The 13,888-nt window shown below is 69.1% G+C and carries 11 protein-coding genes and 1 pseudogene; 5 read left to right on the top strand and 7 right to left on the bottom strand.

The features are described 5' to 3' along the window. Nucleotides 1-54: 54 nt before the first annotated feature. From FNH08_RS01450 to FNH08_RS01430, 5 genes are all read right to left on the bottom strand, one after another. The gene (locus FNH08_RS01450; protein ID WP_322723457.1) at nucleotides 55-1,827 is read right to left on the bottom strand and encodes an AMP-binding protein; all 1,773 of its coding nucleotides are present in this window, start codon (nucleotides 1,825-1,827) and stop codon (nucleotides 55-57) included. A gap of 103 nt (nucleotides 1,828-1,930) precedes the next feature. Beyond that, on the bottom strand, nucleotides 1,931-2,533 hold the full coding sequence (locus tag FNH08_RS01445) for a hypothetical protein (RefSeq protein ID WP_152769381.1): 603 nt from the start codon (nucleotides 2,531-2,533) through the stop codon (nucleotides 1,931-1,933). 69 nt (nucleotides 2,534-2,602) lie between these two features. Further along, nucleotides 2,603-3,967, bottom strand: a complete 1,365-nt coding sequence (locus FNH08_RS01440) for an alpha/beta hydrolase (protein WP_152769380.1) — start codon at nucleotides 3,965-3,967, stop codon at nucleotides 2,603-2,605. Nucleotides 3,968-4,074: 107 nt separating this feature from the next. After that, a complete protein-coding gene (locus FNH08_RS01435) occupies nucleotides 4,075-4,632 on the bottom strand; it encodes a DUF1269 domain-containing protein (RefSeq protein WP_194238326.1) in 558 nt (185 codons plus the stop codon). Nucleotides 4,633-4,859: 227 nt separating this feature from the next. After that, nucleotides 4,860-8,138 (bottom strand): S8 family serine peptidase, encoded by a 3,279-nt coding sequence (locus FNH08_RS01430; protein WP_152769378.1) that lies wholly within the window; start codon nucleotides 8,136-8,138, stop codon nucleotides 4,860-4,862. Nucleotides 8,139-8,481: 343 nt separating this feature from the next. Here FNH08_RS01430 and FNH08_RS01425 point away from each other — a divergent pair, with 343 nt between their 5' ends. The 5 genes and pseudogenes from FNH08_RS01425 to FNH08_RS53825 all read left to right on the top strand — a co-directional run. Further along, nucleotides 8,482-9,462, top strand: coding sequence for a PucR family transcriptional regulator (locus tag FNH08_RS01425; RefSeq protein WP_152769377.1), 981 nt, complete (start codon nucleotides 8,482-8,484; stop codon nucleotides 9,460-9,462). Nucleotides 9,463-9,612: 150 nt separating this feature from the next. After that, nucleotides 9,613-10,005 (top strand): hypothetical protein, encoded by a 393-nt coding sequence (locus tag FNH08_RS01420; RefSeq protein WP_152769376.1) that lies wholly within the window; start codon nucleotides 9,613-9,615, stop codon nucleotides 10,003-10,005. A 5-nt stretch (nucleotides 10,006-10,010) separates the two neighbouring features. Beyond that, the gene (locus FNH08_RS01415) at nucleotides 10,011-10,679 is read left to right on the top strand and encodes a nucleotidyl transferase AbiEii/AbiGii toxin family protein (RefSeq protein WP_152769375.1); all 669 of its coding nucleotides are present in this window, start codon (nucleotides 10,011-10,013) and stop codon (nucleotides 10,677-10,679) included. A gap of 30 nt (nucleotides 10,680-10,709) precedes the next feature. Then, nucleotides 10,710-11,072, top strand: coding sequence for a DUF1275 family protein (locus tag FNH08_RS53830; RefSeq protein ID WP_152769374.1), 363 nt, complete (start codon nucleotides 10,710-10,712; stop codon nucleotides 11,070-11,072). Next, nucleotides 10,970-11,230: pseudogene (locus FNH08_RS53825) on the top strand (DUF1275 family protein); the annotation flags it as partial. The gene FNH08_RS53830 and the pseudogene FNH08_RS53825, both read left to right, overlap by 103 nt. Before the next feature lie 94 nt (nucleotides 11,231-11,324). On the opposite strand, the gene FNH08_RS01400 reads toward FNH08_RS53825, so the two are convergent. Both FNH08_RS01400 and FNH08_RS01395 read right to left on the bottom strand, forming a co-directional pair. After that, nucleotides 11,325-11,942, bottom strand: a complete 618-nt coding sequence (locus FNH08_RS01400) for a TetR/AcrR family transcriptional regulator (protein WP_322723455.1) — start codon at nucleotides 11,940-11,942, stop codon at nucleotides 11,325-11,327. A 138-nt stretch (nucleotides 11,943-12,080) separates the two neighbouring features. After that, a complete protein-coding gene (locus FNH08_RS01395; RefSeq protein ID WP_152769373.1) occupies nucleotides 12,081-13,475 on the bottom strand; it encodes an amidohydrolase family protein in 1,395 nt (464 codons plus the stop codon). Nucleotides 13,476-13,888: the final 413 nt, after the last annotated feature.

Genomic DNA, 13,888 nt, shown 5'->3' with positions numbered 1-13,888 from the left:
TGTACTGGCCACCACCAGACACAGCCCGAACCGGGGGGACTGCGGTGGCGATGTTCACTCGGCACCTCCCAGAAGGGTGAACTCCGATGCGGGTGTGGTGAGAAGGACGCCGGCCAGAATGTCATGGACATCGGTGTCGTCCTCGCCCAGCAGGAAGGTCAGGCAGGCCCGCAGCCACAGACCCTCGGTGCCCAGCCGCCCGGTGCGCAGAGAGGGGTTCTCCAGCCACAGCAACAGGCATGCGGCGTAGGCGTAGGCGCGTTCGTAGCATTCGGCGAGGGTGAAGTCGGTACCGGGCAGTCCGCGTCCACCGGGACGAAGGCCACCGACTCGGTCTCCAGTCGCGCGAGTTCGGCTAGTAGTCGCACGGCGACAGCGACCGCCTCCACCGGCCCGGCCTGCCGCAGCCGGTTCACCGCGTCGGGCAGGGCCTGGACAGCGCTGCATCCCGCGTCGGACAGCAGCGTCAGGCTGTCCCGGATCGAACGGGGGCAGAGGGGCGGTGAGATCGGCGGCTGTCCGCAGACCGTTGCTGTCGACGTGGAGACGGCCCAACTGACGGGCCAGACGCGGCATCTGGTGGAGAAGGGCCGCTCGGTTGACGGCCGTGCTGCCGTCGAAGATCGCACAGATGCGGTGATCGCGCTCCAGCTTGGCGAAACCGCCGCCTGCCGGTGAGGTGAGGAAGCCGTGTACGCCCAGCGGTTCCCCGAGCGAGCCGAGCGTGTCCTGGGTCAGCGTCGGAACGTACGCCTTGGTGATCGTCGAGATCGCGTTCAGTTCCCCGGGCAGGGTGTGCACCGAGCGGACGGAGAGCACGTTCACCGCCTCCGCGGTCAGCGCGGCGGCGGCAGCCCGGCCCAGGGCGCGCCGTACATCGGCAAGGCCGTACATGGGCAGCAGGGCCTCGGCGGCGTACCGCTCGAAGAATCGGGTCACGGTGGCGGGCCTCACCGGTTCGGAGCCGTTGACGGCGACCGCCACACGGGAGAGGTCGAGGCCGGCGAGTTGTTCGTCGGTGACCCGGCGCAGGCACAGTTCGTAGCCGAAGTCGGGCGAGGCGGTGACCTGGACGTCGAACTCGTCGAGCAGGCGCAGCCAGTTGTGCGGGTGCCGCAGGAAGGCCATCGGATCCATCTGCACATACCCGGAGCCGTACAGGACTCCGGTCAGCATCAGGCCGATCGGGCCCATGTCGTCGTACAGCGGGATCCAGCCGCCGCAGGCGACGTCCGGACCGATGCCGAGCGCGCGGACGAGCCGGTCGAGTTGGGCCGTCAGGCTGCCGTGGCTGACCACGACGCCCCTGGGGTCGCCGGTCGAACCCGAGGTGTACCGGAGCAGCGCCACGGTTTTCGGCGACACTTCTGGAGCGGTCCAGGCGTCCGGGTCGCCGGCGTCGGTGTCGGTCGAATGGCAGACCGCTTCGGCGACCCCTTCCTCGGCCACACACTTCTCGACCTCCGGCAGATCGCTCAACTGGGTGAGACTGACGCGCACCCCAGCGTCGCGGGCGATCGCGGCCAGCCGTCGGCGCTCATGCCGGTAGCGGCCCGGCAGCGGAGCGGGCACCGCGATCACCCCGGAGTAGACGCAGGCCGAGAAAGCTGTGGTGAATTCAACTTCGGGTGAGTAAAGGAGAAGTGCTCGCTCACCCGGAGAAAGTCCCTCCTGGAGCCAGGAGGCGATGCGCTTGGAATGTCTGTCGAGGGCCCGGGAGCAGACTGTGGTGCTGCTTCTTTGACCAACTTCCGAAGCAAAGGTCATAACAGGCTGTTGCGGATTGCTCGCCGCCTGTTCTCTCAGTGTGGTGAGTGATTCGCGCACGACGCGAACGGTACGTGATCTCGATTGTGGAGCCGCCTTCAAGAAATCAAAGCAAAGAAAAAGCAACCCCAAGCAATTCACAACAGAGTTCTCCGGGCAGAACTCAAGAGGTGAAGCGGACCGGGATGTACTGGTCGTACAGGCGGTTGTCCGTCGCGGTGTAGTCGGCGCGGGTGACCACAGCGCAGTCCACCGTCCTGCCGCACACGACCCCGTCCGCGATCTCGGGCCGCACGTTCTCCAACGTCGTCACGAACGAACCGCCCTCCTGATAAGGGAGGGTGAGTCCGGGGGCGCCGCCGCCGGTGTCGGCGTCGGTGATCCGGCGTGACACGGGAGTCGTGGGATGGGTGCCGCCGAGGCAGGGAGTGGGCCGGGTGGTGTACGTCGAGGGGTCACCGACCTTGACGCCCTTGGGTATCACGCAGAACGCCAGGAAGATGCCCTGGGCCCGGTTGTAGCCCGTGCCCGCGACCCGCACGGTGCCACCGGAGGACGGCAGCACGACGGGCCCGGCGGCCAGCCGGAGATGGAACGTCTGCCCGTCGGCCGCGGTCACCGTCCGGTGCGCGTAACCACCGTTGGGCGCGGCGTCGGCCGGCGTGGCCGCCACGATCAGCCCGGCCCCGACGAGGACGGCGAGGGCGGCACGCCGTACCTTCCCGGTCTTCGGCGCAGTGTCACACGACGTTGTGGGGGGTGTCATGGGAAAAGAACTCCTCTGTTGTCGTTCGGGGTGTTCGGCCAGGGCTTTCAAGGACGGGTTCCGGTTCCGTCACTCGCCACGGAATCTGGTGAGGAACGCGGCGAGTGTGCGCGTCGCGCTGTTGTGCGCTGTCGTGGCGAAGAGGGGGTCCAGGTGGTTCATGCTCTCGTCCGAGTCGTACACCCCGTACGGGATGCGGGATCCGGCCACGACTTCTCGTGCCGCCGCGAGGGCCGCGCCGCCGTAGGCGCTCGTCTCGAAGGCGTAGAGCGGCACGTTCAGCTCCGCGGTGTGGCGCAGGGCGAGCCCCAGCGAGCGCGCGAGTTCGTTGTCGGTGTAGGAGTCGGTCACGTCCAGGTCCAGGGACAGCCGGGCGGGCCAGTACCACTCCCAGACCGTCGGGCGCGGGCCGGCGTAGGCCGCGGCGACGCGAGATATCGGGGTGATGCCGTCGTCCACCCAATCGCGTACGTCGCCCGTGCCGGCGAGGTGCCCCGAGTGCACGCTGATGTCGTTGGGCCAGCCGAACCCCTGGTCCACCAAGGTGCCCAGCAGCGCGGCGTTGGTGATCGGATAGGGGGTCCGCAGGAAATCCGGCAACCGGGGTTGCAGTACGGACCGGCCCTCCGGGTCGGTATGCGCGTACCAGCCGGCGAGTTGGTACCAGATCTGGGTGCTCTCGGCGCGGTCGCCCAACTTGACCGCAGCCATGCTCATGTCGAAGACGGCCCCGCCGTCGATGGCGGCGAGCCGCTTGCGTACGTCCTCCGGTGAGTTGGGGCGCCCTCCGCCGAACGCCCCGAGGACACCACCGTCGATCAGTGCCAGCCCGGCCAGGTCCCGGCACCCCGGGTCCCCCCGGAAGTCCCAGGCGGCGTAGGCGAGCGCGGTGGTCGCGCCCCAGGAGTGGCCACCGAGCACCACCCGGCGCCGACCACCCTGCCGGGCGGTCCGCACCACCGCGCGCAGGTCCTCGACGGCGACGCCCAGCCCCCACCCGGCGACGTACCGGGAGGCGGCCGGGTCCTGCGAGCGGTAGCGGCCGTCCAGGTAGTAGGCGGCCGGATCGGGAGCGTCGAACCCGGCGCGGTCGACGAGGTTCTCCTCACGCCGGTCGAACGCCCAGACCTGCACTTCCGGCACTGCCTCGACCAGGTCGCGGGCCAGCAGACGGAAGTCGCCCGCGGCGCCGAACCCGCCCGGTACGAGGACCAGAACCGTCCGCGCCTCGCGCGGGCCGACCTTGAGCACATGCACACGGTCCGTCCCGCTCGGCCCGCCGCCCCTGCCCACGGGGACGGGCTCGTACGACACCGAAGCGGCTCTCCCCGACCCGTGCGTCGCGTACGGCCCGCGCGACGCCGCCGCGGCGTTGCCGGGGCCCGTGACACCGGCCGCCACCGCCCTGCGCGACAGTCCCTTACGTTCGGTCATGTCGGTTTCCCTTTACCTGTCTTGAGCGTGGGAGAGAAGAGACGTTCCGGCGGCCGTCGCCGTGCGGCGGCCTGTCCGCCGCACGGTGCCGGGCGGCACAGTCCCGGTTACGAGGTGACCGCGGGGGAAGCGTCGGCGTCCTGCCCGGCCGCGTCGGCCGGGTGTTGCTGGGCAGTCGGCTGCCAGGTGCGCAGAGCGAGGCGGAGGGCGTCTTCGTCCTCCTCGCTGAGTGACGTGTGCAGCACGTCGCCGCCGAACTTGGCGATGCGCGGCAGTGCCTTGTCCGGCGTGGCGTCGCCGATCACGGCGATCACGGCGGCGCCGCCGACGGTCAGGCGCCGGCCGAGCGCCTTGACGAACTCGGTCCGGTCGTCGTCCTCGGATGTGGCTCCGATGACGCCACCCGTGGCCGCTCCGATCGCGGCGCCGAGGAGCGGCTGCAGGAGCAGCAGTCCGATGATGCCGCCCCACAGGGCACCGTCCATCGCGCCGGAGGCGGTGGGGCTGAGCTTGCCGTGGAGCTTCACGTCACCCTCGTCGTCACGGGTCACCAGGACCGCGTCGACGACGTGAACCGTGTGCTCGGAGTCCAGCTGACGCAGTTCGGCGAGGGCCAACTCGGCCACGTCCTGGCCGGGGTACGCCACAGCAATCATGTCCGTCATCGATCTCTCCTCTGTCGTTGGGGAAGCAGGGCAGGGCTCGCGGTGCAGAGCGACGGGGGTGTCCGGCGGCGCGGGCACCCCCGTCGCTCTTCGTGACTCCATCATTGAGTTAGTCGACCGCTCAAGTCAAGAGACAAAGTCAAAAGCCTTGGTCGCTTGACGACATTGGGTGGCCCGCAACGGTGCGGCCGTGGCGGGCCGTTGGCGGTCGGTCGGGCACCGTGCGGCTACGGCTCGACCTTCTCGACGGTCACGCCGCCCGTCCCTACGGTCGTCCCACGGGTGTTCACCACACGGACCTCCCCGAAGAGCTGACGGCCGTCGCTCGGGACGCCCTGCGGCGTCACCGTCGCGGAGACCGTCGCCGAGTCGCCCGTGCCGAGGTCGATCCGCCCGGAACCGGCGGGGTCGATCGTGCCGAGGCCGTCCGAGAAGAACGTGTCGCGGTAGTCGTACGCGGTCGTCCCGGACAGCGCGAAGGCGTCCACCTCGATCGTGTACGTGCCGGCGGCCGGGTCGGCGACGGACACCGACTCGTCGGAGTCGCCGTCGGCCGACTGGGCGACCAGGTTGCCGTCGGCGTCGTACACGTACAGGTCCAGGTCGGCGGATGCCTCGGAGACACCTCCGATGGCGGCGTCGAGCGACGTGGCCCCCTCGGGCACCACCACCGTGGTCGTCTGCTTCCCGCCTTCGGCGATGGTCGGCCGTGTGACCTTGGCGGAGCCGACCCGGCCCCCCTGCACGGTGCCGTCCACGGCGCCGTACCGGTTCGTCACCTTCCACGACACAGCGGTCGGGGTACCGGCCTTGCCCTCCGGCACGGTCACGTTCTGCGGAGCGAAGTCCACGCCGAGCGCGGTGACCCGCAGGTCGTACGGGTTGTCGAGAAGCGTCGAAGCACGGAAGCCCATGACCGATATCTCCCAGACGCCGGGCATCGGACGCGTGTACCTGGCGATGGTCGGCGTGTTCGGGTCGTCCTCGTCCGCGGGCACACCCCAGGAGTTGGTCGCCCAGACCCCGGCCTGGCTGCCGTCCGCCAGCCCGTCGAGGGAGACCTCCAGCGCCGTCACGCCCGAGGGCACGGTCACGAAGTACGACTGCGAGCCGTTGCGCTGCACCTGGTCCGCCGCGGAGAGGGTGTACGTCAGCGGGCTGGAGACCACGACGGTCGTCATGATCTGCTTGTCGATGCCCTCCGTCAGCGGGTCGTCGACCTCCAGGAGGGCGCTCTTGATGCCCGCGGACGTCGGAGCGGCCTGCACCTTGACGGTCACCGGCTGGTTCAGCGGCAGATCGATCGTCTGCGCGCCGACGACGGCGAAGGTCCGGCCCTCGTTGTTCTTCAGGCGGAGGGTGTGCGGGACTGCGCCGTCAGGACCGGAGGTGCGGGTGACGGTGACGTCGTACGTCTTCTTCTGCCCGGCCTTCAGACCGCCCTCGCGGTCGTACACGCCGGTGCCGAAGCCAGGGGTCTTCAACTCCCCGGCGAGCGCGGTGTCGACGGGGGCCTTCACGGTGTAGTCGTGTGCGGTCGCGCCGGCCTTGATCGACGTCCAGGCGGCCATGACGTCGATGAGGCCCGCGCCCTCCTGGTATGCCTGTACGTCCTTGATGTGCCGGGCCGTAGAGGTCAGGGCAGTGCGCAGCTTGGCGGGTGTCAGGTCGACACCCTGCCGCTTCGCCGCGGACAGCAGCAGCGCACTCGCGCCCGCGGTCTGCGGGGTGGCCATCGAGGTGCCCTGATACATGGCGTATCCGGCCGGGAGCGACCAGCCCGCGGCCGGGTGGGCGTAGCCGGGCTGCCAGGTCGGGATGGTGCTGACCGCGGAGCCGGGCGCGACCAGGGTCGGCGTCGCGCCGCCGTCCTCCCGGGGCCCACCCGAGGAGAAGGCGAACATCTGCTCCTTCTTCTCCACCTGTGCGCCGTAGTTGGCGGCCCAGGTCTCCTTGGAGACGGACGCACCGACCGAGATCACCTTGTCGGCCAGGCCGGGATCGCTGATCGTGTTGGCTCCCGGACCGTCATTGCCCCCGGCGACCACGATCTGGACGCCGTACTGGTCGATGAGGCGGTTGTACACCTCGGCGGTCGCGCTGCTGCCGTCGTTGACCGGCGGCAGCCCGCCTATGGACATGTTGACGACGTCGACGTGGCGGTTCACCACCAGATCGATCATGCCCTCGGACATCGCGGTGTTGCTGCACCAGGGCCCGAACCCGCAGGCGCGGGACGAGACGATCTTCGCACCCGGCGCGGCGCCGTTCATCCGGCCGCCGAACATGCCGTTGGCCGCGGTGATACCCGCGACATGCGTGCCGTGCGAACCGGAGATGATGCCGATGTTCACGAAGTCCGCCTTCTGGCCGACCCAGTCGCCGCCCAGCGGGTCCATGGGGACGTCCTTGCGGATCTGCACGACGAACGGCTGCCGTTCGGAGACGGCCGTGGACGGGTCGTCGGTGCCGAACCAGCCGACCTGATAACCGTCCTGGTACGGCTTCATCGGCTTGTCATCGGTGAAGTCGCCGTCGTCGTCGGCGTCCACGGTGACCGTGCCTGCCGCCGGGTCGTACAGGACGCCCCAGTCGTCGGTGGTGTCACCGTCGCGGTTGACGTCGCCCGCGGCGTCGCCGCCCGCGGTCACCGACTCCTGGAAGAGATTGATGCGGTACGAACCCGCCGGCGCCTTCCAGGTCCGGCCCGCGTAGGTGAAGGCCGCCCCGGACACGGAAGCCGTCATCGGGCGCCAGGTTCCGTCACCGTCGAGCAGCGGATCGGTGGACGTCACCCAGTCGACTATCTTCCGATCCCCGGTGGTCGTCTTCTGCAACGCGGGCTGCGCCAGGTCGACCCCGGAGTCGAGAACGCCGATGGTGACCCCGCGGCCGTCCGCCTCCGGGTGCTTCTTCACGAAGTCGACGGCGCCCGTCTCGAAGACGGGGTTGTACGGGTTCTCGGCCGGAGTGCCGCGGTCGGGCCCGGGATAGGTCCGCGAAGTCGCCTTGGCCGACAGACGCTTGGTGGTCTTCTCGCCGGGAAGCGGGGTTTCCTGCCGCTTGACGGACTGGCGCAGGTCGATGCCGTGCACGGAGGGGAGTTTCGCCGCTTGCGCGATCGTCGACTGCGCCTTCGACGTGGGCACGGTGGCGCGCACATAGCCGAGCCGGTCGTATGTCCGGCCCACGGAGGCGCCCTTGACGCCGTCCAGCTCCCGCGCGACCTTGTCGGTCTGCCCGGGAGCTGTGGCGATCATGATCGTGACGTTCTTGTCGCCCTTGGCCTCGGCCTTGGCGAGGAGGTCGGCATCGTGCGAACCGAGCTTGTCGGGCCCGGACTTGACATCGTTATCACCGGTCGCGGCGGACGGATCGGCCGCCGCGGCACGGAAGACGGGCAGTGGTCCTGCGGTGAAGAGGGCAACCGCAAGGCCGGCGGTCACAGCCGCGAAGACCGCGTGTTGCACACGGGCCTTCGCGCGGCGGTGGGATGCGGGGGGCATGCGTCATCCTTGTGAAGGAAGGAAGGTGGGGGGCGCGGCGGCGGAATCAACCGGAACGAGCGATCGGCTGTTTCGAGCCGTCGGCGGAAAGTCGACCTCATGTGATCACGGATGATCGGCCTCACGAGCCGCATTCCGTCGACGTCTCAGAAACTTCCGACGGGAGAGGAGAGGCACCGGTGCGACGCGGCCCGACCGCCGAGAACATGTTCAACTCCGCGCCGCCGACCGGTGAGGTTTCCCTCTGGTGGAACCGCACCGGAGCCTCCGTAGAATGTGAACGGCTGTCGGACAGCACGGCGAAGCACGACATGAGGTACTCCGGAAAGGCCCTGACCGCACCATGTCCGAATCCGTCGCGCCCGGAGAGCCCTCCGCGCGCGCCATCCCCTCGGCCGTCCCGGACGCGGTCGGCTCGGACTGGGCCGACCGCCGCCCCGTGCAGGTGCCGCTCACTCAGGAGGCGTCCGACGGAAGAACCGTGCCGGCGGGCGTGCTCGCATGGTGTCTCGCATACGCCGCCCGCCGCGCCACCGCCATGGAGCGCAAGGGAGCATCGGCAGCGGACGTGGCGAGGATGCTGGAGCAGTTCCTCGCGGATGTCCGCCGCTCGCTGGCCGAGGAGACCGGTCTCACCCTGCACGGGCCGGCGCCGGCCGGGGCCGCCGACGACCTGCTCGACGGACGGGTCGTACGGTGGTCCCACGCACCCTGGCTCGCCGCCCGGTACACGGTGTGTGTCGTACGACGCACCAGAGAAGCGAAACGGGCCGAATCACACGCGCAGGTCACCGCGGTGGAGCGGTTGCGAGGGATTCTCCAGACGCAGCGGGACGGCCACGAGGTCGTCCTCGTCCCGAACGACGACGGCGAACAGACGCAGAAGGCCCTTGCCACGGTGGCCGACCGGTACGGCGCCCACAGCTGGATCGCGGTCGCGGACAGGCCGGCCGCTGAGATAGCCACCGGATACCGGGAAGCACTGCGCGTTCTGCGGGTCGCCGTCGCGGCCAGACGGCCCGCCGGACTGTACCGCTTCGACGACGTGCTTCTGGAGTACGCGATCGCCCAGTCCGATCTCATACACGCCGCACTCACCAGGATCGTTCGCCCGCTGGCTCACCATGAGGCGCTGCGCGAGAGCCTCATGGTCTGGCTGGACACCGACTGCAACCGGATCAAGTCGGCGCAGCGACTGGTGATCCACCCGTCGACCCTCGACTACCGGCTCAGTCGTATCCGCCAACTGACCGGTTACGACGCGACAAGCCCCAGACAGGCCCACATGCTCGCCGCCGCGCTGATGGTGGACGCGTTGGCCTGACGTGACCCCTTCGGTCCAGCGCCTCTGCGCACAGCGACGTGGCCGGTACTGAGCGCCACATTCCGCCCCGTGCCGGCTAGGAGCGGCTCCTCACGGTGTCGGCTCGGACGGCATGAGCCGCGCCCGGTCTCCGACCGTCATAATGAAGGTATGTCCTCCAGCGCACAGCCGACCGCGCCCGCCCCCGACAGCCTGTCGCGCACCGACGCCGACGACCTGGCCCTGTACCAGGCGAAGTTCCGCCGACGTCTGCCACAGTCGTTGGACGACCTGCACGGTCCGGCTCACGGGATCGTGGATCTGCCGCTGCACATGGCCTGGTCCGGCATGACGTCGTACGACATGGACAAGCCTCGGCAGCGCATGGGCCTGTACCGCACGGTCCTGCACGAGGGGCTGCGGGACGACCTGCCCCGCTACCTCAACCAGGATCTCCTTCTCCAGATGTGGCCGGTGCTGCGCTCTCTCGTCGGCCGTACCGTACGCACCGTGTGGGAGGACTCCTTCCCTCAACTCGCCGCTCGCACCCGGGCGGTGGCGTGACGGACATGCCGGAGCTGCACGCGCGGCTCCTGGCCGACGTGATCGCTCTCGGCTCCCCGTATCCGCTGGTCCTCACCGGCGGGTACGCCGTGCGGGCCCACCACCTCGTGAGCCGCCCCAGCCAGGACCTCGACGTCGCCACCGAGAACCCGGCGCCCATGGACGACATCGCGGCCACGCTCCGCGACGGCCTGGAAGCGCGGGGCTGGCGGGTAGAGGCGTTGGAGACCGCCCCTCTTTCCGCCCGGTTCACCGTCTCCGACCCGGCCACCGGACAGGACTGCGAAGTCGACATCCTCAAGGAGATCTTCTGGCGGCCGGTGGTCCAGAGCGCCTATGGGCCCGTCCTCGCGGAGGAGGACGTGATCGGGACCAAGGTCCGGGCCCTCGCCGATCGCGGTGCGCCCCGCGATCTGATCGACGTCTTCGCGGCCTCCCGCCGCCGGACGAACACCGAGCTGGAGGAGTTCGGCCGCCGCCACGCCCGAGGCCGCTTCGAGCGGGAGGATCTCCAGGCGAATCTCGCAGGCGCCGAGTGGACCGACGACGAGGCATTCGCCGCGTACGGCCTGGACGACGCCACCATCGTCGCTCTCCGCGGCTGGGCCGTGGAGTGGGCCGACGATCTCGGGGGCCGCCTCCTTGGCGAGTCCCCGGATCCGGACACGGACTGAGCGTGTCCACCACTCAGGGGGAGGCCCCCCTTGGGCAACGTCTTCCTCGCCAACACGACCGGCGACGTCGTCTCCCTGGGATTCGCGCTCGCCGGAGCACCAGGGTTCCGCGCCTGGACTTCGATCCTGTCCCTTGGCGCCTCCGGCGCTGGAGCCCACATGGGCGGAAGGATCACACGACGGCACAGTGACCGCCGAGGAGGAAGGATCTGCATCGCGGCCCTCGTGCACTTGGCCATCACCACGGCCGCGGTCATGGTCGCGTCGCCGGCACCGCCCCGCTCGGCACCGTGCCGGAATTCGCGCCAATCATCTTGCTGGGTGCGGGGACGGGGCCGCAGAACGCTGTCGTCCGCGGGCTGGGCGTCCCGGATCTCAGGACCACCGGCCTGACGCTGCCCCTCACCGGCATCTCGGCGGACAACGGAGCCGGGCGCGTCGGTGTCCGACCGGTCTCCGTAGCCGGCATGTTCAGTGGTGCGCTCATCGGCGCCGCACTGGCTCACGCCCGACCCGACTCGTGGACGCTCATGGTTGTCGCGACCTTGCCGGCCGCCGTCGCATCACCGGCATCCGAGACGCGCGCTCGGCCGGAACCTGGGCCACGTGCCGCTGAACCGATCCGCCGAAGCAGGGCCCTCACCGTCAGCCCAACGTCGCCTGCCGTGACTCACTACCGACCACCCGCCGTACGAGGTCTTCCCAGGCGGCCTGCAAGCGCGCGGCAGATACCGCGCACGTGCTGCGCAGGTAGTCCGCCAGCTCGATGCTCAGGAAACCGAGCAGGGCGTGAGCGAGCATGTCGCAGTCCCCGATCACCCCTGCCTCCCGCAGAAGTGATGCGACATGACGGTGGAACTCCCGCCAAGTCCCGGACGAGTAACGGCAGTCGAGGGGAATGTGACGGCTCAGAGCAGGGCCCGGATCGCAGTCGGCCGCTGTGCGGTCGATCAGGGCGCAGCCGAAGGCCGTCAATCTGGCAACGGCGGAGGCTCCTGGTCCCAGCGGAGGCGGGCCTGCGGTATAGGAGTGTCGGAACTGGGCTTCGAATTCGCCCAACAGGACGAGGAGCAGGCCGTTGCGGTCGCCGAACTGTCGGAAGAGCGTGGCCTTCCCGACTCCGGCTTCCTCCGCGATCGCCTGCATGGTCACATGCTGAGCGCCTCGTTCCGCGACCAGTCGAGCCGCCGCTTCCAGCAGCCGAATCCGGTTTCGGGCCGCGTCAGACCGTTTCGTGGCGGAAAGTTGCAGATCGGGAGTCACTTCGTCGTTCCGGGGACAGTCGTGCGCAGTGGATACGTGGACGAGGGCATACAGCTCCTGGGGATCGCAGTTTCAGGACGGCCCGGTGGAGCGGTGTCCGTGACGCGGAGATCGTCCCGGCCATGAGAACCGCTGCTCTCACCGATGGCGCCAGATGTCCTGCATGCCCGCCTTCTCGGTCAGGTAGTCGGCGGACTTCTGCGCGATGTCCAGTACGTGGTCCAAGTCGTGCCCGACAAGTCGGCCATGCCGCTTGAGGAAGGTACCCGCCACCATCACCGAGTCGACGTTGGCCGGGGTGGCCGCGGTGACAACCGCACCCACCGGGTCATGCAACGGGGCGAGATTGAGGGCACGGCGGTTGAGCATCAGGATGTCGGCCTGCTTGCCCGCTGCCAACGATCCGACCTTGTCGCCCAGGCCGACAGCCCGGGCACCGTCGATCGTCGCCATCCGGAGAACGTCGCGGGTGGTGATCAGCCCTGTGGTGGCCCCTCCTTGTTCCGGATTCTCGTTGGAACCGAACTGGGCGCCCTCTTCGAGAGCACGCGCAGTCTGCCGGGCACGGGTCATCGAGAAGGCTCCGTGCATGGGCGAGAACAGATCACCTGCTGTGCTGGTGACGACGTCTGCCGCGAGACCGGTCGGGATGCCGCGCCGCAGCCCCTCGTCGACCGGCGGGTAGCCGTGGCCCATCTGCGCCTCGACTGCCGGGGCGATCGAGATGGTGCCGCCGGTGTCCTTGATCGTGTCGAAGTCCGCGGCCGTGAGCGTGGTGCAGTGCACGTAGTTCATGTCGGCGCCGAGCAGGCCCAGTTCGTGCATCCGCGTGATGCCCTCGTACTTGGGGCCGAGTTCGCCGCCTCCGATGTGCAGGCTGATCCAACAGTCGAGTTCGCGGGCGAGCCGCCAGTCGTGCTCGACGACCTTCATCGTCGAGTACTCCGGTCCGCGCGCGGCGATGGCCATGGTGAGCAGCTGGTCGTCGGAGGAGAAGTACTGCGACCTGACGCGCCTCGCGTCTTCGGGGTGAGGGAGAACGCTCTCCCACATCCACGCGGTGAGATCGTCGTTGGGGTAGCCGTGCCCGAACACGACGCGCATCCCCGACTCCTTCATCGCTTGCACGACGGCATCGGTGTGCTCGGGGGAGTTCTGCACATGCGACCAGTCGAAGACGCTGGTCACACCGGCGTTGACGCACTCCAGCAGGCCGACGAGCTCACCCGCGTACGCGTCCTCCGGCCGATAGTTCGGTGCCAGTCCGGACAGCGTCACGGTGGAGTACTCGTTGAGCGTGGCGTCCACCGCGATGTTTCTGATCTGCCCCTCCCAGACATGCCGGTGGGTGTCGATCAGGCCTGGCATCACGATGTGGTTGCGTGCATCGATCACCTCGGCGTCGGGTGCGTAGATGTGCTGGGCCACCTCCGCGATGACGGAGCCGTCGACCAGCACGTCCGCGGGCCACATCACCATCGGGGTGCGGTCGGGGTCGATCACACAGCCCTCTGAGATCAGAATTTTTCCCATGTCGGTCTCCTTAAGACCCAGCGCAGCCGCGGCTGCGCTGCGCTTGGCGATTGGCGTAGACGTACACTTGTTCGACTGCTTGCGAAGCGCTTCGTCGGCGTGGCGGCGCGACTACGGCCGCGAGAAGTACAGCGCCATCGTGCCCAGCCGTCTGCCCTCGGGGGAACGCGCGCTCAGCACACACACGCCGGACACCAGCGCGACCGGACCTGCCGGGATGTTTCCTGCTTCACCGGGCCCCTGTTCACGTCGGAACGGTAGAGCGCTTGAGCTGTTCACGGTGGCCACTAATCGTCGCGCGCTATCCACTTCGCGCCTGCGACAAGCCGGCCGCCCTCGACAGATCGGCAGGTGGCGCACAGCTTGCTGCGCGCGCCGGCCCGGTTGTCAAATACATGGACACAATCCTGGCT

It is taken from the genome of Streptomyces spongiae (assembly GCF_009377185.1).
In the GTDB taxonomy this organism is placed as follows: domain Bacteria; phylum Actinomycetota; class Actinomycetes; order Streptomycetales; family Streptomycetaceae; genus Streptomyces; species Streptomyces spongiae.
Note: the sequence above shows the minus strand (reverse complement) of the source record. Positions and strands in the feature narration are given on the sequence as shown.

Coding starts and splice junctions, on each gene's coding strand:
- FNH08_RS01445 (WP_152769381.1), bottom strand. CDS start 2,533: ATGACACCCCCCACAACGTCGTGTGACACTGCGCCGAAGACCGGGAAG.
- FNH08_RS01430 (WP_152769378.1), bottom strand. CDS start 8,138: ATGCCCCCCGCATCCCACCGCCGCGCGAAGGCCCGTGTGCAACACGCG.
- FNH08_RS01425 (WP_152769377.1), top strand. CDS start 8,482: ATGTCCGAATCCGTCGCGCCCGGAGAGCCCTCCGCGCGCGCCATCCCC.
- FNH08_RS01420 (WP_152769376.1), top strand. CDS start 9,613: ATGTCCTCCAGCGCACAGCCGACCGCGCCCGCCCCCGACAGCCTGTCG.
- FNH08_RS01395 (WP_152769373.1), bottom strand. CDS start 13,475: ATGGGAAAAATTCTGATCTCAGAGGGCTGTGTGATCGACCCCGACCGC.
- FNH08_RS01435 (WP_194238326.1), bottom strand. CDS start 4,632: ATGACGGACATGATTGCTGTGGCGTACCCCGGCCAGGACGTGGCCGAG.
- FNH08_RS01440 (WP_152769380.1), bottom strand. CDS start 3,967: ATGACCGAACGTAAGGGACTGTCGCGCAGGGCGGTGGCGGCCGGTGTC.
- FNH08_RS01415 (WP_152769375.1), top strand. CDS start 10,011: ATGCCGGAGCTGCACGCGCGGCTCCTGGCCGACGTGATCGCTCTCGGC.